This window comes from Paenibacillus sp. FSL R5-0908, from assembly GCF_038006245.1.
Taxonomy (GTDB): Bacteria; Bacillota; Bacilli; order Paenibacillales; family Paenibacillaceae; genus Paenibacillus_AQ; species Paenibacillus_AQ odorifer.
Window position 1 is genome coordinate 3,854,201 of the sequence record NZ_JBBOUV010000001.1, and the last position, 24,585, is coordinate 3,878,785.

The following is a 24,585-nucleotide window of genomic DNA, read 5'->3' on the forward strand; positions in this document are numbered from 1 at the left end:
GGAAAAACAATGGCTATTACAATCAGCGTACTTGATCAAAGTCCGATCTATCCGGGAGAAACGCCGGAGGAAGCATTCCAGCATACGACTAAGCTGGCACAATTGTCCGAAGAGCTTGGATTCCACCGGTTCTGGGTTTCAGAGCATCATGACTCCGAGCAGGTAGCCGGCTCTTCCCCGGAAGTACTTATCTCACATCTTCTGGCTAAAACAGAGCGAATCCGCATTGGATCCGGTGGCATCATGCTCCAGCATTACAGCCCGTATAAGGTAGCGGAGAACTTCAATGTGCTGTCTACACTGGCTCCTGGACGAGTGGATCTCGGTGTGGGACGTGCTCCCGGTGGACTCCCACGCAGCACACAGGCACTACAGCAGGGAAAAACTGAGACCCCAGACCTGACGGACAAAATCATCGAGCTGGAAAAGTATGTACATAACCGCCTCGAAGAAAACCATCCGCTGGCAGGGTTGAAGGCTGGTCCCCTTCCTGGTATTCCTCCTGAGTTGTATGTCCTTGGCGCGAGTGTAAGCAGCGCGGAAATTGCCGCTGAACTGGGGTTACCGTACGTATTCTCCCTGTTTATTAACAGCGATAAGGCGGTAGCGCTGGATGCCATTCGTGCTTACCGCAGCGGTTTCGCTTCTTCACAGGGCAGACAACCGCAAGCGATTATCGCTTTAGCGTTAGTGGTGGCTGAGACTGAGGAGGGAGCGAAAGAACTGGCAGGTGCGCATAAGCTGATCCGGATTCAACTGGCGAGCGGGAAGAAGCTGACAGTAGGGACCTTGGAACAGGCGGAAGAATTTGCCCGCCAGAGCAATGAAGCCTACACGATTGAAGAGCTGGAACCAGAGATTACCAAGGGAACAAAATCATCTGTCCGTGAACAGTTGTTGGAACTTTCAGAGGCATCCGGTGTCGAGGAGTTCATCATAACGACGAATGTACAGCCTTTTGATAAACGGCTCCGATCCTTTGAGCTACTGAGCGAAGCAATCGCTGAAGTGGCGGCAGAGGCATAAAGCGGACTCGGTATCATACAGGGAATCGTGTAAAGGAGGGTGACTGTATATGACAAGTAAAGCTAAAAAGTTGAGTGCGGAAGCGCTTGAAGAAGAATTAATCGGGATACGCCGTCATCTGCACCGGCACCCGGAACTGTCCAATGAAGAATATGGCACAACAGAATATATTATTTCCCTGCTGGAGCGGGCAGGAGTCAGGATCGTAGAATACGGTCTGTCTACCGGCGTGATCGCAGAGATTGGCGGCAAAAAGCCTGGTTCGGTCATCGCACTGCGCGCAGATATTGATGCCTTGCCAATCCAGGAGGAAAGCGGAGTATCCTTTGCTTCATTATATCCCGGCAAAATGCATGCCTGCGGGCATGATTTCCATACGGCTGCGTTGATTGGTGCCGCCTTTCAATTGAAACAGCGAGAGCAGCAATTACAGGGAACGGTGCGCCTGTTATTCCAACCAGCGGAGGAGAAGGCGCAGGGTGCACAGCGAATCATTGCTAGCGGGGCACTAGAAGACGTCCGGGCAGTGATCGGGCTGCATAACAAGCCAGACCTGCCAGTCGGAACCATCGGTATTAAGGGTGGTCCTTTAATGGCAGCAGCTGACGGGTTTGTGATTGAAGTGCAGGGTGGCAGTTCTCATGCTGCCGTTCCGGAAGCTGGCATAGACCCGATTGTAGCGGCTTCGCATATTGTGACGGCATTCCAGTCCATTGTAAGTCGCAATGTCAGTCCACTGCAGAGTGCGGTGGTCAGTGTGACGCAGATTCACAGCGGCAATTCATGGAACATTATCCCCGAAAAAGCCGTGCTTGAAGGGACGATCCGCACCTTTGATGAAACGGTGCGCAGCAAAGTGCTGAACCGGTTTCAGGAAGTGGCGGTCGGTGTAGCAGCGGCTCTTGGAGCAGAAGCTACCGTTCGCTGGATAGAAGGGCCACCTCCGGTTATCAACGACCCCTCCCTAGCAGCGCTTGGAGTTGAATCGGTCGAAGCTCTTGGTTACCGAGAGATTCAGCCAGAGCTTTCTCTGGCTGGAGAGGATTTCGCCTTCTATCAGCGCGTGGTACCCGGACTGTTCGTTTTTGTAGGCACTGAAGGAAGCCAGGAATGGCATCATCCGGCCTTCAATCTGGATGAACGTGCACTCCCTGTGGCAGCACGTTTCCTTGCGGATGTAGCTGTTCGTTCCCTAGTGCAGTACAGTCCCGATGGAGGTGCAGAATTATAGCTGAACATAACAGTTACGATGTAATTATCGTCGGCGCAGGCTCGATGGGCATGAGCGCCGGTTACTATCTTGCGAGGCGCGGAGTGAAGACGCTGCTAATTGATGCCTTTGATCCTCCACATACACAGGGAAGCCATCACGGGGAAACCCGGCTGATCCGGCACGCTTACAGTGGTGATCCCGCTTACATTGATTTGGCTCTGCGGGCAGATCGTTTATGGAAAGAAGCCGTGCAGTTGAGCGGAATAGAACTGCTTGTCCGCTCGGGCGTATTGAATCTAGCAGATAGTGCAGTATATTCCTTCAGCGGTCGTCTCGCGGAAGCGAAGAAACGGAAGGTGCAGGTTCAGCATCTGGATGCCGGAGAGGTCCGGCGGCGCTGGCCGGGATTGAACATTCCGGACACATTCGCGGCAATGTATGAACCAGATGCCGGGTATTTGTACAGCGAGCGCTGTATCTCCGCCTACCGCCAGCTTGCCCTTGGACAGGGTGCGGAGCTGTTGATGAACACTTCGGTAGTAAACATCACCGCCCGCGAAGGCAGTGTGACAGTTCATACAACAAACGGCGATTATCACGGAGCGTCAGCTATTCTTAGTGCCGGAGCCTGGTTTGGTGCGTTAGCGCCTTTTGTGCATTTGCCAATCAAGGCGATCCGTAAAGTTGTGGGCTGGTTTGAGAGCTCACCTGCTTTTGCTGCCGGTAACTTCCCTGGCTTCACGCTAGGAGCTGAGGAAGGTGGCTATTATGGCTTTCCCAGCATTGATGGAGCCGGTCTGAAGATCGGCCGGCACGATACGGGGCTGGAATGGAAACCAGGCACACTACTTGCTCCCTTTGGCAGTGAAGCCAGCGATGAGCAAGACCTCCGAAGAGTACTGGAGTCTTATATGCCGGGTGCAGCTGGCCGATTACTTAAAGGTTCTGTATGCAAATATGAGCATACGCCTGATGAAGATTTCATTATTGACCGCCATCCGCTCCACTCCAATGTGCTGGTAGCCGGAGGGTTCTCAGGGCATGGTTTTAAATTTTCTAGTGTTGTAGGTGAAATACTCGCTGATTTGGCGACTAGTGGAGCTACCAACCACAATATCCAACCTTTTTCGTTATCACGTTTTGCACCTGATCATTCGCAAGCAGGCCTTATTTTGGAGGGGATTTAATGAGCAAAGTTCAAATTAGCAATTTTTTAAGTACGCACAACCAACTGGTGCATGCAACCGCAGGGTTATCAGAGGAACAGCTGAAATGGAAGGCAGAACCAACGAGTTGGAGTATTACTGAGGTTTTAGCCCATCTAGCTGATCACAGCATTGTGGTTTCGTTTCGTATACGTGATATTCTCGCTGCTACAACTGCGCAACTGCCAGTCTTCAATCAGGACGCTTGGGTCAGCGGCCAGTACGCCAATAGTGGTAGTGCTTCCGATAGTCTGGAGTTGTTCCGCAGCCTGCTTTATTATAACAGTCTATTGTTTGAACGGCTCAGCGCAGAGGATTGGGAGAAAAGCGGGGTTAACTTCAAGGGGGAAAACGTTAAAATTTCCGATATCGTCCATAGCTTCACCGCACATGTAAAGAGACATCTTGGCCAGATTGAGCGAATCAAGCAGGGCGCAGTCAATGCATCGTTCGTGCAATGAATACTTTCATAGTTAGTTTTGTATGAAGTAAAACCTGGGAATCGTATGCTCACAAAACTTTTAGGAGGAATGAACATGACCAAACCAAAACAACTGAAGCTAGGCGCACTGCTGCATGGAGTAGGAGGCAGCACGTCGATGTGGCGCCATCCTGATGCTAAGCCGGATGCAAGTGTAAACTTTGAATTATACAAAGCGTGGGTACAGAAGGCAGAAGAAGGCAAGCTGGATCTGATCTTCATCGCAGACGGTTTGTACATTAATGAAAAGTCCATTCCGCATTTCCTTAACCGGTTTGAGCCGCTGACCATCCTTAGCGCACTCGCCGCCGTGAGCACCAACATTGGTCTGGTTGGTACCCTGTCCACCTCCTACAGTGAACCGTTTACCGTCGCGCGTCAATTCGGCTCATTGGATGTAATCAGCGGTGGCCGGGCCGGCTGGAATGTGGTGACTTCACCGCTGGAAGGCTCTGCCTCGAATTACAGCAAAACAGAGCATCCTGACCATGGCAAGCGCTACCGTATTGCTACCGAATATTTGCAGGTGACACGCGGATTATGGGATTCCTGGGAGGATGATGCGTTTGTTCGAGACAAAGAAACAGGTGTATTCTTTGATCCGCAAAAAATGCATACCCTGGACCATCAAGGCGAGTTCTTCTCCGTGAAAGGACCGCTCAATATTGCTCGTTCGAAGCAGGGGCAGCCAGTCGTGTTTCAGGCAGGATCCTCAGATGTTGGTAAAAATTACGCTTCAAAGGAAGCGGATGCTATCTTCACTGGCCACGAAACGCTAGAAGATGCCCAGGCATTCTATAGTGATGTTAAGACACGGGTAGCTTCATTTGACAGGGAGCCGAATGAGGTGCTGATCTTTCCTGGCATTGCACCAATCATTGGCGACACACCAGAGGAAGCAGAGCGCAAATATCAGGAGGTTGCTGGTCTCGTGACGATTGAGAATGCACTGAACTATTTGGGCAGATTCTTCGAGCATCATGATTTCTCGCAATATCCGCTGGATGAACCGTTCCCTGAGCTTGGCGAGTTGGGGCGCAATAGTTTTCAGAGCGGCACGGATAAAATCAAAAAGGACGCGAAGGAGAGAGGCTTAACACTAAGACAGGTCGCCTTACAATCCGCTACCCCGCGCAGCAGCTTTATTGGCACACCTGAGCAAGTGGCTGATCAGATTCAAACCTGGTTTGAGGGAGGAGGAGCAGACGGATTTATGATCGCCGCTGCTGTTCCTAACGGACTGGAGGAATTCGTCGATCGGGTAGTGCCGATTCTGCAAGAGCGGGGCCTGTTCCGCACTGAATACGAAAGTAGCACCCTGCGTGGAAATCTCGGTATTCCATTGCCAGAGAACCGCTATTCCAAGGCTTCACAACCGGTAGGGCAAAAAGCCGTACATTAACAATAATATTAATTTGAATTTGAATAATTAGCTTTCGTCATAAAAATGTAACGCAGCCGTTTAAGGCTGCGTTTATTTGCGTGTGCGCGGAGCTTGTCTAACAACGTAAGCGCTTTAAAGAACCAATCAGAGCAATAGATAACCAATCACTGTTATATAGGCAGGGTTCCCGCTGCACCTTATGATAGAAATATCAAGGAGGGATGTAAATTGTACGCTAAGTTCTACAAGTACCGATGGCAATATTTAATGATTCTTCCGGGAGTGCTGTTGCTATTTCTGTTCAGCTATATTCCGATGGCGGGGATTCAGGTCGCTTTCCGCGACTTTCAGATTGGCACCTCGATCTGGAATAGCGCATGGGTGGGATTAGACAACTTTTCTTTCCTGCAAGATCCCCAGTTTTTAACTGTTGTCAAAAACACGTTATATATATCCGTGCTTAAGTTCATCTTCGGATTCCCGGCACCGATTCTGCTGGCGCTGGTGATTAACGAGGTAACCCGGCCTGTATTTAAACGATTCGTGCAATCGGTCAGCTATTTGCCACATTTTTTCTCATGGATTGTAGTCGCTTACATCCTGCAGTCTTTTCTGACTTTGGATGGTGGGCTGGTCAATCAGTTCATCGAGAAAGCAGGTGGTGATCCCGTATTTTTTCTAGGTTCCACGGAGTGGTTCCGGCCCATGGTTATATTAAGCGGCTTGTGGAAAGAGACCGGCTGGAACACGATTCTCTATTTGGCTGCGATCACAACGATTGATCCGCAATTGTATGAATCCGCCAAAGTAGAGGGTGCAGGAAAGCTAGCCCAGATTCGGCATATTACCTTCCCGGGTATTCTACCGACAATATCGATTGTGCTCATTCTGAGTATCCCAAGCCTGATTTCAGTAGGGATGGATCAGATTTATCCGCTGATGAATTCTGCTAATCAAGGGGTCGCGGATGTACTGGATACGTATATCATCCGCAACGGATTGCAGCAGGGATATTTTGGGATGGCGACCGCAGTGGGATTGTTATCCTCAGTGATCAGCTTGATATTGGTTGTTTCGACTAATCAGTTATCCAGAAAAATAAATGGTGAAGGATTATGGTGATGGCATATGAAGCTCAGCAGAGGTGAAAAAATAGCGCAATACGTCATCGTCATAGTACTGGCCGGTCTGTGCTTGTCTGTACTATATCCATTCCTGTACATGCTGGCCATCTCACTGAATGACGGTGCAAGTGCGGCCAAAGGTGGCGTGTATCTATGGCCCAAGAATTTCACATTAATTAATTATGAGATTGTATTAGGAAATGAGATTATCCGCCAGTCTTATCTAATTACAATCGCTAGGACAATCATTGGCACATTCGCAGGACTTATCGTCACACTTCTGGTGGCATTTGGCTTGTCCTACCGCGGTCTACCATTAAGAAGCACGATACTAGGCTATATTCTTTTAACCATGTTATTCAGTGGAGGACTGGTTCCTTTCTATATTCAGCTTAATAATCTCGGGCTTATCAACACGTTCTGGGTGTATATTTTCCCCGGGCTGTTCTCGGTCTGGAACATGTTTGTCATGCTGAAGTTTATACAGGGAATCCCTGAAGCTCTGGTAGAATCCGCTGAACTAGATGGAGCCGGTCCTGTTCGTACGCTGATTCAGATTATTATTCCACTCTCTCAACCTATGCTTGCAGCGCTGGGTCTGTTTACCGCAGTGGGACACTGGAATGATTGGTTCGCCGGTGCTTTCTTCGTCACGAAGCAGAATCTGATTCCGGTGCAGACCTTCCTGCAGCAATTGCTCGCTGCTCAGGATTTATCCGCTGTCCTTGGCTCGAATACCAACCAGGAAGCTTTGGCGAGAAGCTCACAAATGCAGAACATTACGCTGATGTCGATTAAGATGGCAGTCGTTATGGTGAGTGCAATCCCCATCCTGTGTGTGTATCCGTTCCTGCAGAAATATTTTGTGAAAGGAGTTCTTGTAGGGTCAGTAAAAGGTTGATTTACAATAATAGAACAGGGGGAAATAATCAATGATGATCAAAAAAACGGGTCTAGCCGCCTTGGCTGCAGTAACCTTACTGATGTCTATTGCCGGATGCTCCGGATCAGGTGGGAATCCTGCGAACAAGCCTGGAAGTGACAATGAAACGTCAAGTAACCAGCCCGCTAGTGGCTCGACTTCCTTTAATCTCTGGCTCGGATGGACGGCAACCATCAATAATGATAGTTTGGTCCAGAAATATTGGCGTGAACAGGAGCCTGGAGTAAATGTGAAGCTGGAAACCACTCAAGGCGACGCGATGACTGCACTTAATTTGAAGATAAACACTGGCGGCTTTGAGGATGCAGCTATCTTCAGCCGAAACGAAACGGTCAAAAGCGCGATGAACCGGTCGAAACAGCTTATGCCGCTAGAGCAGTATTTCGACATGCCTGACAAATATCCGGGACTTGCGTCTATTCCAAAGCAGTATCTGGAACTTATGAAGGATAATGAGGGTCATATCTGGTCCATCCCTACCTGGTTTGACCAAAACCCGGAAGATCCGTGGCCAGGTTGGGCATCTCAAGCCTGGATTGTCAGAAGTGATGTGCTGGAGAAAACAGGTATGACCAAAGAGGACTTAGCAACGTTGGAAGGAGTTGAGACCTTCCTTCGGAAAGCTACAGAAGTGAAGGACGCTTCCGGCAAATCGCTTATTCCTTTATCATTCCTGATGGACACTAGTGATAATCTGGGCTGGAGTGATGAAAACGCGATTTTGACAGCATTCGGGGTGACTACAGCGGGTAATGGCGTTGACAAACGCGGCGATGATTTTGTATTCGCTTACGACGATCCCAATTATAAAGCAGCTTATCAATGGATGAACAAGATGTACCAGGAGAAGTTGATCGATCCTGAGGTCGTCACCAGCAAAAAAGAACAGTATACAGAAAAGAACAAATCAGGTCGTATTGCCTTCAATGTCGGCAGCTTCTGGAACATTCCTGCCTCAGCCTGGGAGACATTGGACGGCCCAACAGAGCCAGGGTGGTTTTACGAAGCGATCCCTTTTCCTAAAGTGAATGGTGTAGAGAAAGTCGGAATTAATCAGGTTACCAATCCGAATCCAGGCTATGATGTCTATGTTAGTGAAAAAACTAAAAATCTGGAAGCTATTCTGAAATTCTTCGATTATACCTTGCAGCCGAAACCTGAGCAGCAGCAGGTCATTAATGAAGGACCGGCGGGATTATACTGGGATTGGATTGATCAACCGTTGGGCAAATGGAAATTCACAGACGAAACCTACAAGACGAGCCGCAATTCCGGAGACACCGCACAAAAAGCTAAAGTCACCCCTGAGCTTTACATGACTGCCTCTTACAGCAATGAATGGTACCCATGGTGGAACACAGAGGATGCAGGAAAAGCCGGAGCTGCTAAGACAATTAAGTTCACAGAAGCTATCGGCAAAATGGGAACGATCCGCGTGGCAGAGCCTTATGATCTATTCCAGATGAAACAGGGCGGCGCATGGGAGAAATATTCACCGGAGATCGAAAATATCCGCAAGGAATATCGAGCCAAGCTTTTAATGGCCAAAGACGAGGGGCAATTCGAGAAGAATTGGAGCGATTTCCAAGCAGCACTAGAGAAGCGTGGGCACTGGAGTGAAGTCAAGCAGGAGTGGCTGGATACGTACAAGGAGGAAGTAACAGCCTTGCAATAGACAACCGTGATGCTCTTTCAGTCGCGGATCTTAAACGATAAAAAATTAATGGAGCACCTCTCACTTGGAGGGGGCTCCCTTTGCACTTCATGGGGGGAATCTATGATTAAACAACAAATAGAGAAATGGATCATCCGTATGACCCGATCCATGAACCTGAGGAGTAAAATTGTATTATTCTACGGATTAATTGTATTTCTCCCCACCGTACTGCTGGCTGCAGGTGCAGGGTACATGATGCTTCATACGGTGCGGGCCAATTATATGCTTACGATCAGGGAAGCCGTTCGGCAAAGTGCGCAGAGTATTGAATTCAGGAAGCAAAGCTATGATCTGCTGGCTACCCGGACGGCTACGGATGGTGAGCTGATCTCTAGATTAGCCAGGGACTATGCGGATATCGATGAACAATTGGGTACGGTCAATTATGTGGACCGATCCTTTCTGCTCACCAGCAAATACTTGCCAGGTATTGAGAATTTCCGGATCTATCATACCAACGATACACTAGTTCAAGATGGAGGGCTTCTGTGGAAGCCGGAAGAACGTAGCCTTTCGGGCATTCGAGAGCGGGATTGGTATACGAAAATGCTTCGCACAACAGACAATCTGGTATGGACTAATGCAGCGGACGACAGGACTAAGCTAGTGGTGTCCCATAAAATTCTGAACGCGTATGGAGATGTTTACGGGATTGTGTACCTGTTACTGAACTATAACGGTGTCTTCATGGAATCGTTCGAGCATCCTTTTGAAGGGGCCGGAGAATTGTATATTGTTGACGACAACGATCGAATTATTGCATCCTCGGAGCCCTCTGAAATTGGCAGCCGGTTATCCTCATCCTCCTTAGGTCAGTACTGGAACAACTCGTTGGAAACATCGGCGACAAAAAGCGGGATGATGCTGATCACTCAGGAGATTAAGTCTGGCTGGACGGTTGCCGCGCTTGTGCATCTTGACCGACTTGAGGAGCAGTCTACGCGGATTATGTACTATATCGGAGCAGGTATTGCATTTTTCCTGCTGCTGTCCATCTTTCTAATCATGATTGTACTTAAAAATGTGATTTGGCGGATCCGCAAGCTGGGCACCCGAATGACAGATATCTCACAGGGCTATTTCGAAGTTACAGTGAGAAACCGTGACAACGATGAGCTGGGTGAGCTTGAGATATTGTTCAATTCCATGTCTGGCCGTTTGAGAAAACTGGTCGAAGAACATACAGAGGCCATGCTCAAAGAGCGGGAGCAATCATTTAGGGCGTTGCAGGCACAGATTAACCCTCATTTCATCTATAATTCGCTAAGTCTGATCCGTTGGCGGGCATTAGATCAGCAGGACGAATTGCAAATCCGAACCATAGATGCGCTGACGACATTCTATCGGCTGGCACTCAATAACCGGGTTAATGTGACGCTGATTCGTGACGAAATTGAGCATCTTAAGGCGTATATCGAAATTCAGCAGCTGCGTTATCCCGGTCAGGTATCCGTAGAGTGGCTGGTAGAGCCTGACGTTCTTGACCTGTACAGCATTAAGCTGATCCTACAGCCAACGGTCGAGAACTGTTATCTGCACGGGGGCATCACAACTAGAACTCATGCTTTTATACAAATTACGATCAAACGAGTGGAGAATACGGTGCAGTTTCAGATTTTTGATAATGGAAAAGGGATTGGCAGTGAGAAGCTGGATCAGATCCGTGCCGGCAGCTACACGGGGACGCAAAACGGATTCGGGATGAACAATATCCGTGAACGTCTTGCATTGTATTTTGGCACAGAGGGCCGCTTTGAGATTGACAGTGTAGAAGACGAATGGACTTGTGTAACCATTGATATCCCTGCTTGCAAGGAAAGTCCTGAGATAAAAAAGGGGGATGGAGCTTAATGAGGGCATTAATTGTCGACGACGAGCCTATGCAGATTCAAGGGCTTCTTCGTCATATTGGCTGGAAAGCTCTGGGGTATGAGGAACCGTTAACTGCATTATCTGGTGAAGAAGCACTAACAATCCTAGGAGAAACTCCTGTGGATGTGCTGATCGCTGACGTCTCGATGCCCGGTATGACAGGGATCGAACTGCTCGCCAGATGCAGAGCGGATTATCCGTTACTCCAGTCTTTACAGACTGTGATGATCAGTGGATATGACGAGTTTGAATTTGTGCAGGAGGCTATACATCTGGGAGCTAAAGCTTACGTTCTGAAGCCCATCAAGACGGAAGAACTCGAAATGAAACTGGCGGCGTTCAGAGAAGTAGTTGAGAAGAAAAAACAGATTGAACAGGAAACCTCTGTACTTAGGGAGAAAGTTACAGAGAGCTATGAGGTGCTGCAGGAACGTTTCGTCAAAGATATGGTCGAAGGCTGGATCCACAGTGATGAGCTACTCGAATCCTGGCGGCGTCTGCTGGATCTGCCTATTGGGGAATGGCAGACAACATTATTCCTGTTCGGATATGACCGCAGGTTCCTAGATAATCCGCATGATGCCAAGGATCGGATCCTGCTTAGCGAAGGGTTATTGAACTGCGTTAAGACGGGTCTATCTGGCTTCTCCGGTACCTATATAGGGAAGACAGGAGCGGATGAATTGGCCGTCATTGTGCTGAACGCAACGCCATTGGTGCGGGCAAGACTTGAGAAGCAGCTTGCGTTTATCCAAGATATCCTAAGAGAGCAGTATAAAGCTTCCGTCTCGGTCGGAATCAGCAGAGAGTGTTTGTTCTGGACGGAAATACCGTTGCTTTATAAGGAAGTAAGGCATATGATGACCGGTGCCAGGCTGGCCGGCTACGGACAAATCCTCTATTTCGACCGGAACTTGATGAATGAATATCATGATTTCCGGTTGCGTGAAGAATACATTCCGGAAATCGTTAAGCTACTGGACAGAGGAGAGAACGATAAAGCTTCCGCATATTTCAATCATGCTTTCGAAGTGTTACTTGCGCGAGAGCCTGTATCCTTTTCCTATGTGCAGGCTTTCGGAATGGGTTTGCTTAGCGAACTAGCCAGAAAACTGAAGCGTATACATGAAAAGGATACAGAGATGAACATCCTCATGTGGCAGCGGCTGATCGACTGTACAGGCGTAGATGAAGTCAGGAAGGTCGTACTGGAATATTTGGCGCAATATGCTAAGCTTAATCAAAGAGAGCAGGTCGCTCAGCAGCATAACCTTATCCAGCGGGTCGCCCGCCAACTGGAGGAGCATCTGCATGAGAACATGACTGTAAAGCAGCTTGCTGAGCAGTTTCACTTGAATCACAGCTATTTAAGTGTGCTCTTCAAAAAAGAAATGGGCCGTACGATTTCCGACTTCGTGCAGGAAGCGCGTATGAACAAAGCCAAGGAACTACTTCGTGACCCCAATATTAAAGTCTACGAGGTTGCCGAGCAAGTGGGCTTTCAAACCGCGGCTTATTTTGCCTTCCTTTTTAAAAAAACAACCGGCACTACACCTCAGGAGTTCAGAGATTATCATTATTAGGAGTGATATTTTGCAGACAAAGATCAGCCTGGAAGGCGAATGGAAGTTGCAATTGGATGAGGGAAATCAAGGACTGGCATTGCCTTTTACAGATGTTATCACACTGCCGGGAACAACGTCCTACGCACGCAAAGGTTCGAAGAACGAGGATGTTTTAGTAAGCGCATTAACGGATGAGTATTTGTTTGAAGGGCAAGTCTGGTATTCAAAAGAGGTCGTCATTCCGGAAGAACTAGCCGGCAAAGTCTGCTTTCTATATTTGGAACGCACGAGGCTGACGACTCTATGGCTGGACAATCAGGAAATAGGCAGCCGTAACAGTCTGAACACCCCACATATATACGAGTTGCCGCAGCTTCAACCTGGGAATCATACGCTCACCATCCGTGTGGACAATACGGGTTACCCAACCAAAGGTGGACATTTAACGTCGCAGGATACCCAGACTAACTGGAATGGGATTACCGGACGTATGGAGCTTCAGTTCTATGGTGAGTCACGGCTCAGCGGCATCCGGCTCGATCCGGATCTCTCAGCCCGCTCAGTCCGAATCACGGCAACCTTGGACAGCAGGAACGAATCTATACTTACAGTGTCTGCGCAGAGCTTCAACAGCGACAATGCACATGCTGTGGACCAGCGGGAGTACCCAGTCTCACCGGGTCGTTTTTCCGTCAACTATGAGCTTGGTCAAGACGCGCTGCTCTGGAGTGAAGGCGCTCCCAATCTTTATAACATAAACCTTGTTTTGAAAGACAGCGATGGATATATAATGGACCGACAGGAGCTCGTTTTTGGATTGAAGGAATTCCGGGCAGAGGGCGATAAGTTTACAATCAACGGAGAAAAAACCTTCCTCCGCGGCAAACATGACGGCCTGATCTTCCCGCTTACCGGTTATGCCCCGACTGACGTCGAGGAATGGGTAAGAATCCTTGGCATCTCCAAGTCTTACGGCATCAATCATTATCGCTTTCATACCTGCTGTCCGCCGGAAGCTGCTTTCACCGCAGCGGATATGCTAGGTATCTACATGCAACCAGAGCTTCCATTCTGGGGAACAATCACAGAAGAAACCGACGAGGGACATAATCAAGCGGAGCAGGACTATCTGATCAGCGAAGGCTATGCCATACTTCAGGCTTTTGGCAATCACCCCTCCTTCGTGATGATGTCTCTTGGCAACGAGCTATGGGGCAGCAAAGCCAAGATTGATTCCTTCCTAAAGGACTATAAAGCATTTGATAATCGGATTCTCTATACACAGGGGTCCAATAACCACCAATGGGTGCCAGAAATTCTGGAACATGACGATTTCTTCAGCGGCGTGCGCTTCTCCAGAGATCGGCTGTTCAGAGGCTCCTATGCGATGTGTGATGCTCCATTAGGTCATGTCCAGATTGATCTGCCAGGCACGATGAAAGACTATGACGATCAGATCATCCCTCAGGATTTCTTCAACGGAGAGGGGATGGAAGCTGCCGCTGGTGGCGAGATCCAGATCCAGTATGGTACGGAAGCCAAGACGGTGAAGGCTGGAGATGCTTCCGCAGAATGGATACCGCACATTCCGGTAATCTCGCATGAGATTGGACAGTATGCTACCTATCCAAATTATGAGGAAATCGATAAATACAACGGTCCGCTCAAAGCCGAGAATTTCAAAATTTTCCGTGAACGACTGGAAAGTAAAGGGCTGGGTCATTTGGCCGCCAAATATTTCGAATGCTCGGGGCAACTGGCAGTAGCTTGCTACAAAGAGGAACTCGAGGCGGCATTCCGCTCCCGGAGGCTTGCGGGTTTCCAATTGCTTGATTTGCAGGATTTCAGTGGCCAGGGAACGGCGCTGGTGGGTGTCCTTGACGCCTTTATGGATTCCAAAGGAATGATAAGTGCTGAGGACTGGCGAACTTTTTGTAATGATGCCGTTCTGTTGGCGAGATTTCCCAAGTATAACTATGTCTCTGGTGAAACGTTCGATGCCCATGTTGAACTGAGCTGTTTCCGCAGTGGTATGCCGAGTGCATTTGAACTGCATTGGGAGCTTACCGCGGATAATGGTATACTCGCCGCAGGTTCAACCGAGGTGGACGTACCTGCAGGAACGAATTATATCGATATCTGCGATCTGGCAATAAAACTACCTGAAGTTGACCGTATGAGTACTATCGTCTTGTCCCTCTCCATACAGGGAACAGACATCCGTAAGAGTTACAACCTGTGGATTTATCCAGTGAAGAGTGGCAACATGCTGGAGGGTGTCCATGTCTTCGACAAGCTGTCTGATGATGCGCTTGCATTGCTGGAGCAAGGTGAGAATGTACTGCTTATGCCGAAACCGGAATCTCTCCAAAATGCTGTTGAAGGTTATTACTGCACAGATTTCTGGTGTTATCCAATGTTCCGCTCGATCTCAGAGAGCATGAACCGGCCAGTACCCATTGGTACTATGGGGCTGTTGATTGATAACAAGCACCCGGTGCTTCGTGAGTTCCCGAGCGAGGAATATTCTACTTATCCTTGGTGGAGTATTGTTGAGAATTCGAAATCGCTCATCATGGATGCAGCTGACCGCGATTGGAATCCCGTTGTGCAGACTATCGATAATTTTGAACGCAATCATAAGCTGAGTTTCCTAGTGGAATGCAGTGTAGGAGCAGGCAACCTGCTGATATGCGCATTGGATGCTGATAAGGTTAGCGATACGCCGGAAGGCAGACAGTTCTTATCCAGCCTTGCGTGTTATATGAAATCAGAGGATTTCAAGCCACAGTACAAGGCGAATGTTGCAGAACTTCTTGAGCTGATCCAATAGGCAGGGGCAGGCGATTACAAGGCACCTTATCGCATTTCAGATGGATGAACAGTCCAAGGGCGCTATACTAAAAACTACTTACTTCATTGAGTAAGACAGACGGTTTCATCGTAAAAAACTCTAGAGCAGCGATTCTCATAATAAAGAGAGATTCGCTGCTCTTAGTTTTTTGCTGCTTTTAGTTTATTGGTAGCCGCCAGCTTCAACAGTGTTATCGTTATCTGAGCCTCTGAGGGTTTCGGACTCAGATGACACTATTTGCTAATTTCCAGCCTTTTGAACAACATTTCGGACTCCAGTGACGCTATTGCTTATAAAGAGGTTCATATGTGGTGTATTTCATGCAAATAGTGACTATGGGGACCGTTAGCCCACCAAAAGTACAAGAATACTGCATTTAGCGTCATCTATGTCCGATAGGTGGTGCTTCATTGTTGCATTAGTTCTTAAAACTTCTATCGAACAAAAAGTAAGGGAGTTCTCCAAGCAGCCTTTCGCGGCTGAAGGGAACTCCTTTTTTCGCGTTCGAAATATTACACGTAATGGTAAAGCACGTGAGTCAGAGGCTTCGAAACAAAACAAGCCTTAAAAAGCCACCTCTATAGATGATTGCTGATAACCCTTAGGTTGTTTGTGTTTATCAGCAACTGAGCAGTTTTACAAACGATTTCACAGGGTTGGAGACCTTTGAAAACATTAACCCGGTGCTATCATTGGTAATGAAGCTGCACACCTAAAGTTGTAAGCGCATTAACGAATGGCGCCAGAGCCGCTCATCGTCATGAATAGCGCCAAATTTAGCAGGGTTTGGGGGAACGGGAGAAGACATGAATGAAATTCTATTGAACGATTTGAAGTGGGAAGTCAAAGGGTATTGGCCTTGGGTTCCGCTAAAGGGCACCAGTATGGAGCTGGGACAGGAATTGATGGGGGTTACGGACTGGATGCCTGCCACTGTGCCAGGCGGAGTTCACTATGATCTCTTCAGACAGGGCTGGATTACCAACCCTTATCAAGAGTTAAATAGCCTGAGTTGTGAATGGGTAGAGAACCGCTGGTGGGTTTATCGTACGACCTTGAAGCAGCCTGAGCTGAGAGCAGCCAGAGTTGAACTGGTCTTTCAGGGACTGGACTATGAAGCCGCCGTATACGCTGATCATTTATTGCTGGGTGAACATAAAGGTATGTTCGAGCCGGCTGTATTTGATGTTACAGACCTGCTCTCCGCACGGGAAAGCCTTGAAATCTCAGTGCTGTTGAAGCAGGCGCCAGATGAAATGGGGCAAATCGGCAAAACCTCGGCTACCTTCACGCAGAAGAGCCGTTTTAATTATAAATGGGATTTCTCTACCCGGTTGGTCAATGTCGGAATCTGGGATGATGTGGTATTGAGGGTACATCAACAGTGCTCTTGGGATGATGTGTCGATCACTACAGATGCGGAGTTTGGTGAGAACGATAGAAATCAGATCTCGTCTGGTCGAATTACCATTCAAGCAGGAGTCAAGCGAATGGCTGGCTCTGAAGATGATGGGACATTGACAGCAAGCATCACCTGTGCTGATCCGGAGGGGAATCCGCTGCTGGTTCAATCGCGACCAGTTCGAGCTGGAGAGCTTTTGAACGCGGAGTTGGAAATATCCGAACCTGAGCTATGGTACCCAAACGGTTATGGAAAGCAGCCACTGTACAATCTTGAACTAAAGCTACTGGATGAAGCTGGAACGGAGTTGGATACCCAGAGCTTTCAAACGGGGATTCGTAAGCTCGATTATATCCACAATGTAGACAGTCCAGACAACGCCCTGCCATATACAGTGGTGATTAACGGAAGCAAGATCTATATGAAAGGGGTAAATATGACCCCTCTGGACCATCTCTACGGGAATGTAACGGTTGAACAATATCAACAGATGATTCGCCTGATGAAAGCGGCCCATATTAATCTCGTTCGGGTATGGGGCGGTGGAATCATTGAGAAAAAGGCTTTTTACGACTTATGTGATGTGAACGGCATTATGGTCTGGCAGGAGTTCATTCAGTCGAGTTCAGGTATTGACAATATCCCTTCGAAGCAGCCGGAGTTTCTGGAGCTGCTTCACAAGACTGCCTGCACAGCGCTCTGTGACAAACGCAATCATGTATCGCTAACGGTATGGAGCGGCGGCAATGAATTAATGAGCGAGCCGAATAAGCCTTCCGACAGCAGCGATTCTAATCTGGCGATGTTGAAAGAACTGGTAGAACAGTATGATCCGCAGCGACTCTTCCTACCGACCTCAGCTTCCGGCCCGGTAGAATATATTACCGAAGCCAAAGGTCAGGGGCATGATGTGCACGGTTACTGGAAGTATATGGGCAACCCTTATCACTACGAGTTATATGGCAGCAACGATAATCTGCTGCACAGCGAATTTGGGGTGGACGGTCTGAGTTCTCTCAAAAGTCTGGAGAAATTTCTGAGTGAGACCAACCGGCAACCGGTCTCTATGGAGAACAACGCGATATGGAGACATCACGGGGAGTGGTGGGATACGCTGAGCCGTGAAGAAGAAATGTTCGGCAGCATGACAGATTTGGAGCAGTTCTCCGCCTGCAGCCAATGGATACAGGCGGAAGGAATCCGGTTCGTGCTGGAAGCTAACCGCCGCCGTAAGTTCCGAAACAGCGGCAGCATTGTCTGGCAGTTCAACGAGCCGTGGCCGAATGTGTCCTGCACTAATCTTGTCGATTATTACGGTGAAACGAAGATGGCCTACCATTGGGTGAAGTCTGCCTTTCGTCCGCTACATGTTTCGCTGGACTACCGCAGTCTACTGCTTACGCCAAGCACCGGATTTCAGGGAGATGTATACGTGCATGGAGGAAATGGACGCAGGGTAGAAGTCGACGCGGAAGTCTTCGATGCAGTCGGACGGTGCATCTATCAGCAATCATTTGAGGCAGAAGGAAACAAAGATCAGGCTGTCGGCGCTGGGGTGCTGAATTTCAACGTGCCAGAGCATGAGCATGCTTTATATTTCGTCAGATTGTCCTATCAGGACGGCGATGAAGCACCACAGCAGAATTTATATGTATTCTCTACCAACAAAAAGCATCCATATGCTCCCGCGCTTGCACTTACAGGAGGCAATCTTGAGGTGCGTCAGGAGAGTTTATGGCAGCCGACGGGTGCTCAGGAGAAGAGCCAGCAGGCCCGTTTTACAGTCCAAAATACCGGTAGTGAAGTTTTGCTGCATATACATGCAGAGGAAAGGGGAGACCGCTACTGGATGGAAGCGGATGAGCAGTTCCATACCCTCTTTCCGGGTGAGACCAAAACAGTAACGGTTACTTGCATTCCTAAACTCTCAGGAGGATTCCTGTCTGGGGAAAATTATAGGATCACAGATGGCTTGCCAGAAATTAGATTCATGTCGTTCCTAACAGCACAGAGCAGAATGATACAGGTTGGAGGAGAAAAAAATCGTGAGTAAAACATTGTGTTTTGTACCGGAGGCATATGTTCCGCTAAGTCGGTTTATTCAAGCCGAGGGATCTACACCTGTCGCTATACCTGTTAGCAGAGCAGTGGCTGATTACTTAAGGCTTCACAACGCTCCACTGCTGCTTGCTTGCCTGCGAGGCGGCGAATTAGCTTATCAGAAAGCGAATTGGTCAACCCTCCATGAAGACACTGTTGAAGCTGAAGCAGCAGAAGGGATCTCCGAGAAAGAGGAGGGTGTATTTGTATTAGTCAGTCCTTTGCTGACCAATATGCTTCCTGTAGTGTCTCACTGGGATAATAGCGTTGCTGAGGGAAAAGGAGGCTTCCGTTATGGCGGAACAGATGGCATAGGGACATTGCGGAGGGACGAAGCCGGGGAAAAGGTTGTTTCCGAGCATGCACGGCTCTACAATAGCGACCCAGATAGCCCTTATGTATACAATACGGAAGATCATCAGCTGTTCGGAGGCAACGAGGGGAATAAGAATCTTAAAACTCCGCAATTCGAGCATTATATCGGTGACCGCTACAGTCTCTATGCTGTAGATGATCTAGTTGCAGTTTCCCTGAGCGACCGCATCCTAAAGACCTTCGGATTTCCGGTGGTTTTCCGCAATGCATCCACAGACAATGCTGCACTATTAAGCAATGCGCCTGTATTTCAGCTCATCAGCGGCAGTCTGCTAGTTACAGAGAATGACCAGCATAGCCTTGCTTCCTATATTCTGCCGCCCTTCTGGAGTGCGGCAAATGTTAAGGGTTATCCACTGTTATTCAATGGTTATTATGATGCCAATGAGAATACCTTCAGCACGGTAGGTCCCTCATTTCTGGAAATCATCGGCAAGACTCTGGCCAGCACCGGCAAAGGTGTTGTCGGCATTCTGTGGAACGGAGGAGGATATATCGGCAGCCGTTCCTTGCAAGGCTCCGTCTATGCTGGCATTGGGGCGGCAATTACCAGAGGCCAAGAAAGTTATGGTGGTGATGCGGAGCAGGTAGTGGCTGTAGGTGGTTCGCGCGGCGGCTTAACTGCACTGCTGGCTGGAGGCAATCCGCTTTGCTTACCCTACCGGGTGCGCTACACACTGTGTTATGCACCGCCGTTGATTCTGAACGGGCTTACCCGTGAGTTTGCCGAAGGAGCTTGCCCACTGATCTGGCATGTGGCGGAAGTAGACACCGGTTACCGGGAAATCTGGAAGAAAGATTGGCAGCATCCACAGAACGGCAGCACGGGGATCGAGACTCTGCTACAGACTCTGACGGGAACTATTGACTCTGCAAGTCTAAAGGAAACGACCGGACTGGAATCCGAATTTTTTCTGGAGGGTCTTAAAGCAAGTGGCACAAAGCTGCTGATTAACCATGGCACGCATGATGCCTTTACCCTTAGCCGCTTCAGCTTTTCCTTCGCGGCTTTGGTCCGGAGTCGCGGTATTCCGCTTCGCCATGAGATCGGATACCGCTTCGGCCATAACAACTGCACAAATCTTTACGAACAGGCTACTCTATGTCTAAAAGCTCTGCTACAGGAACAGGAGCTCGAATTCACGGGCACGGTGCATTATCGCAGACGCAGTCCGGCTGCGAGAGAGTGGGAGCAGACCGAACGTTTTGTCCCAACTCATCAACCCGTTTTTCTGGAAGCACCTAAGTTCGTAGCGGTGGGTAGCCCTGTGGCTTGGACTCTGTATGGTGAGCCGGGAATGGAATACCGCCTGGATCTGGGAATCCTAGATCAGCAGGCTTGGGAACAGAAGCGGCAGGTAGTTAGAAATGAGCGCATCACACTTGCGTCCGGTGTATTGCCGGACAAACAGCATCCGCTTGAACTCTGCTCGTGGCAGGATGGCGTAAGCCAGCTCACTGACGGACAACATGCGGGCTTTTATCTTTATGAGCTGTCATACAGGCTCAAGGGTGAGCAGAAGTGGAGCGTAGTTTCTCCCTCCCGTGTGCCACAGCCTGGCGTAGAGCCTCAGTCGGTGCTTCGTATTTTGGAGGAGCAGCCCAATCCGGCGAGCGAAGCGTTTCGGGCGGAAGCGGCCGTCCTCTGCATCAGCGCAGGGTTAAGTGAGGCCTAAACAATTCGCCATAACATGAACATAAGCGGTGTGCGGCCATTCCGGTGCGTGCACTGCTTTTTTTTTGCCAACAAATAAGTAGCTTTACAAACGCTTTCGCAGGGTTACCGGATTTCGGCGCTCAGTAGGAAGCGCTATCATTTAGGTATAACAACTATACAACGCCTGACCGGATTAAAGCTTGATTCCGGGAGGAAGGAAGGACAGGAGCATGATTGGAAAAACCAGTGAACTAAATCCTTTAATGACAGAGAAAAAGAAAGGTTATCCTGTACGGCGTTTATTCAAAGATTGGTCATCCTGGATATTAATTGTACCCACACTGTTTGCCTTTTTCTTTTTTTCCTGGCAGCCGCTCGTCAAGGGCATTGTGCTCTCTTTTTTCAATACTGAGGGTTATAATGCCGTAAGTTTCGCCGGACTGCAGAATTACAAGGATGTTATACAGAACTCGGCGTTTCAACAGATATTGACCAACTCTTTTGTGTATGTTTTCTGGTCACTACTGATCGGTTTTGCCGTGCCCATTATTGTCGCTGTCGTGATTAATGAATTGAGACATGGGAAGTCATTTTTTCGCTTTTCGGTCTTTTTTCCGAGTATGGTTCCCGGCATTGCCGCTTCGATGTTATGGATGTTTTTGTTTGAGCCCGGAAAGGGTGGCGTGCTGAATATTATGCTGAGTGCCATGGGATTTCCGGTGCAGCAATGGCTTCAGGATCCGCAAATGACGATAATGCTGATTATCTTCACGATTACCTGGCGAAATTTCGGGGGAACAGTGCTGCTTTATCTGGCAAGTCTACAGAGTATTAATCATGATCTGTACGAAGCAGCCTCGATTGACGGTGCTAATGTATGGCGGAGATTCAAAAGTATCACCATTCCGCAAATCTCTAGCATGATCGGACTGATGATGATTTTGCAGATCAGCGGTGTATTCCAGATCTTCAATGAACCCCTGGTAATGACTGAGGGTGGACCGAACAATGCCTCAATGACCTTGATGCTGCAAAGCTATTATTATGCGTTCCGGAGTTTTGAAGCAGGCCATTCAATGGCGCTCGGGGTTATTACTTTTCTAGTCCTGATGGTGCTTACCATTATTTATTTCCGGCTGGATAAGAAATTGAACAGGGAGTAGAAGCTATGAAAACTAAAGAAGCATATGGCATTATCGGCAATATAGAATACAGATCATCTTGGGTGCGTCTGCTGTATTGGTGCATGTTCATTCTGATGATTGTGCTGGCCGCTGTCTGTATTTTGCCCCCGGTCTGGATTATGGTCTCAAGTCTAAAGGACATCAAAGAGTTTTATGCAATCCCGCCCACCCTGATCCCCCGCTCGTTCAATGTTGGCAAGCTATGGGAGACCTGGCAGGAATTTAACTTCCTCAGTTATTATCTGAATACGGCTTATCTGGCCGCAGGTTCTGTACTGTTCTGCCTTACTTTTAACGGACTGGCCGGATATTTCTTCTCCAAGCTAAAGCCACGGGGCAGTGCCCTGCTGTTTGCCCTGATCGTGTGGACCATGATGGTGCCGAATACAGTGGGCATGGTGCCGCTGTTCAAGAATCTGATTGATTTTCCGCTGTTACACTTGAACCTGACTAATACTTACTGGCCGATGTGGTTTATGGCTGCTGTGAATCCGGTTGTAATTCTGATCTTCAAAAACTTTTTCGATACCATCCCACAAGCGCTGCTGGAAGCAGCCAAAATTGACGGAGCGAGCACCATCGGTATTTTTATTCGAGTCATTCTCCCGCTCAGCGGACCAGTTATGGCTACAATTACAATCCTTACGATGAACAGTGTCTGGCAGGACTTCTTCTGGCCTTTTATGGTGCTGAAGGATAAATCGACCTGGTCGGTCATTGTGGCTATTTACAATCTGAAGGCGACATTGCCGCAGGATATACAGTTTATTGCGTTGACGTTTGCGATTCTACCGCCGATTATCCTGTTTATTTTTTTCCAAAAGTACATTATGAACGGGCAATCCTTCGGCGGCAGCATTAAAGGGTAACATCACCCGATCACAAACCATTTCACAGTTTTGCCCCGTAGGGTGCTGCAGAAGGTGCATGTTAAGATGATTTCAGATTTAAAAAGAAAGCGCTTTACATGTTGCGAAGAATGCTTTAACAATAAGACTAGGGGGAATTACATTGAAAAAAGGACACACCAAGAACCTGACAGCTACACTGGCACTTACGCTGCTTTTTTCTGCGGGACTGGCCGGCTGCGGAGGCGGCTCCAATGAGAAGAATGCCGGAGGAAAGACGGAGACAGCGGGCAATCAACAGGTGACGATCAAGGTCAGTAACTGGCCAAAGCCGAATGAGGAAGCCAAAATCGCCCAGTATGAGCAGGTCATGGCGAAGATGAAAGCCAATTATCCGGAAATTATTGTGGACAAAGATGAATGGGGTTATGACGTCAGCTCATTCCTGCCAAAAGCGGCCAGCGGCCAGCTTCCTACGGTATACGAAACCTTTTTTACAGAAACAAGCAAAATCATCAAGGCAAATTACGCAGCTGACATAACGGATACGATGAAAAAATATGGCTACGACAAGGCGATCAATCCAGATCTGCTGAAAATGGTTACCAAGGACGACAAGTATTATGGGATTCCGAAGGACGGATACGTCATCGGTATGCTCTACAATATGAATCTTTTCAAGGAGGCTGGACTGCTGGACGACAAGGGGATTCCTAAATTTCCTAAAACATATGAAGAGTTAGCAGAAACTGCGCAGATTATTAAACAAAAGACCGGTAAAGCCGGAATGTTCTTGCCGACAAAAAGTGGTCAAGGCGGTTGGATGTTCATGAACATTGCCTGGGCATACGGAGCAGAATTTGAAAAACAGGTAGACGGGAAATGGCAGGCGGTGTTCAATTCCCCGGAAGCAGCAGCGGCCCTGCAATATGTGAAGGACTTAAAATGGAAATATGATGTACTGCCCGACAACAATCTGGTCGATGTTACGAACGACATGTTCCGCTTGTTCGGAACCGATCAGGTCGCTATGAGCTTCGGCACGAATGACTGGTCACCGGTCATCCAGCAACAGACAAAGATGTCCAAGGACAATGTGGCAATGTCCGCGCTTCCAGTAGGACCGATCGGGAAACCTGTAACCCTGCTCGGTGGCGGCCTATATATGTTCTCGCCTAATGTAACACCTGAGCAGATTGATGCCGGATTCAAATGGCTAAAAACCTACGGATTTACACCAGAGTCCTCTGAAGAGGCACTGACCGGTTGGGATATTGAGAAGAAGACACTGAGCGATCAAGGGCTGATCGTAGGGCCTTACGGGCTGCGGATTTGGACTGATGAGAAACGGATTGGAGAAGAACAAAAGATTCTCGACAAATACAACAATGTCAATCTGGATTTGTTCCGTGATTATATGGACAATGGCAGCAAGGGTATGCGGGCAGAAGAACCAGTCAACGCACAGGAATTGTACCAAAAGCTGGATATCGTACTGCAAACCGTACTGACGGACAAGAACGCAGATCCGCAACAGATCTTGGATAGGGCTGCCGAAGAATTCCAACGTGATTATCTCGATAAGGTTAAATAAAACGCAGACAAACGGCGACGTCGTCCTTCTGAAGGGCGGCG

The 24,585-nt window shown here is 48.5% G+C and carries 16 protein-coding genes; all 16 read left to right on the forward strand.

Features of this window, described 5'->3' with window-relative positions; translation table 11 throughout:
* The first annotated feature begins 9 nt into the window (after positions 1-9).
* The gene (locus tag MKZ09_RS17605) at positions 10-1,026 is read left to right on the forward strand and encodes an LLM class flavin-dependent oxidoreductase (RefSeq protein ID WP_076203725.1); all 1,017 of its coding nucleotides are present in this window, start codon (positions 10-12) and stop codon (positions 1,024-1,026) included.
* A 49-nt stretch (positions 1,027-1,075) separates the two neighbouring features.
* A complete protein-coding gene (locus MKZ09_RS17610) occupies positions 1,076-2,257 on the forward strand; it encodes an amidohydrolase (RefSeq protein ID WP_076203721.1) in 1,182 nt (393 codons plus the stop codon).
* Positions 2,254-3,426 carry an N-methyl-L-tryptophan oxidase gene (gene solA / locus MKZ09_RS17615; RefSeq protein ID WP_076203716.1) on the forward strand — a complete coding sequence of 391 codons (1,173 nt, stop codon included), beginning with the start codon at positions 2,254-2,256 and terminating at the stop codon, positions 3,424-3,426. Before MKZ09_RS17610 ends, solA begins: the two co-directional genes overlap by 4 nt.
* Positions 3,426-3,905: a DinB family protein gene (locus MKZ09_RS17620; protein WP_076203712.1), complete on the forward strand. Its 480-nt coding sequence runs from the start codon at positions 3,426-3,428 to the stop codon at positions 3,903-3,905. Before solA ends, MKZ09_RS17620 begins: the two co-directional genes overlap by 1 nt.
* A 75-nt stretch (positions 3,906-3,980) precedes the next feature.
* Entirely contained in the window at positions 3,981-5,327 is a 1,347-nt protein-coding gene (locus MKZ09_RS17625) for an LLM class flavin-dependent oxidoreductase (RefSeq protein ID WP_076203707.1), read from the forward strand.
* 210 nt (positions 5,328-5,537) lie between these two features.
* Positions 5,538-6,431, forward strand: a complete 894-nt coding sequence (locus MKZ09_RS17630) for an ABC transporter permease (protein WP_081386593.1) — start codon at positions 5,538-5,540, stop codon at positions 6,429-6,431.
* A gap of 6 nt (positions 6,432-6,437) precedes the next feature.
* On the forward strand, positions 6,438-7,334 hold the full coding sequence (locus MKZ09_RS17635; RefSeq protein WP_076203703.1) for a carbohydrate ABC transporter permease: 897 nt from the start codon (positions 6,438-6,440) through the stop codon (positions 7,332-7,334).
* Between the two features lie 31 nt (positions 7,335-7,365).
* Complete coding sequence (locus MKZ09_RS17640) at positions 7,366-9,051, forward strand: hypothetical protein (protein WP_076203700.1); 1,686 nt, start codon at positions 7,366-7,368, stop codon at positions 9,049-9,051.
* Between the two features lie 102 nt (positions 9,052-9,153).
* Positions 9,154-10,944 carry a cache domain-containing sensor histidine kinase gene (locus MKZ09_RS17645; protein ID WP_076203696.1) on the forward strand — a complete coding sequence of 597 codons (1,791 nt, stop codon included), beginning with the start codon at positions 9,154-9,156 and terminating at the stop codon, positions 10,942-10,944.
* Positions 10,944-12,548 carry a response regulator gene (locus tag MKZ09_RS17650; RefSeq protein WP_076203693.1) on the forward strand — a complete coding sequence of 535 codons (1,605 nt, stop codon included), beginning with the start codon at positions 10,944-10,946 and terminating at the stop codon, positions 12,546-12,548. Before MKZ09_RS17645 ends, MKZ09_RS17650 begins: the two co-directional genes overlap by 1 nt.
* 10 nt (positions 12,549-12,558) lie before the next feature.
* Complete coding sequence (locus tag MKZ09_RS17655) at positions 12,559-15,363, forward strand: glycoside hydrolase family 2 TIM barrel-domain containing protein (protein ID WP_076203689.1); 2,805 nt, start codon at positions 12,559-12,561, stop codon at positions 15,361-15,363.
* 827 nt (positions 15,364-16,190) lie between these two features.
* The gene (locus tag MKZ09_RS17660; protein WP_076203685.1) at positions 16,191-18,839 is read left to right on the forward strand and encodes a glycoside hydrolase family 2 protein; all 2,649 of its coding nucleotides are present in this window, start codon (positions 16,191-16,193) and stop codon (positions 18,837-18,839) included.
* Positions 18,832-20,937: a hypothetical protein gene (locus MKZ09_RS17665; protein WP_076203681.1), complete on the forward strand. Its 2,106-nt coding sequence runs from the start codon at positions 18,832-18,834 to the stop codon at positions 20,935-20,937. Before MKZ09_RS17660 ends, MKZ09_RS17665 begins: the two co-directional genes overlap by 8 nt.
* 211 nt (positions 20,938-21,148) lie before the next feature.
* Entirely contained in the window at positions 21,149-22,081 is a 933-nt protein-coding gene (locus tag MKZ09_RS17670) for a carbohydrate ABC transporter permease (protein WP_341041114.1), read from the forward strand.
* A gap of 5 nt (positions 22,082-22,086) precedes the next feature.
* Complete coding sequence (locus MKZ09_RS17675) at positions 22,087-22,971, forward strand: carbohydrate ABC transporter permease (RefSeq protein ID WP_076203677.1); 885 nt, start codon at positions 22,087-22,089, stop codon at positions 22,969-22,971.
* Between the two features lie 142 nt (positions 22,972-23,113).
* Positions 23,114-24,544, forward strand: a complete 1,431-nt coding sequence (locus MKZ09_RS17680; protein WP_081383668.1) for an ABC transporter substrate-binding protein — start codon at positions 23,114-23,116, stop codon at positions 24,542-24,544.
* The last annotated feature ends 41 nt before the right edge of the window (positions 24,545-24,585 follow it).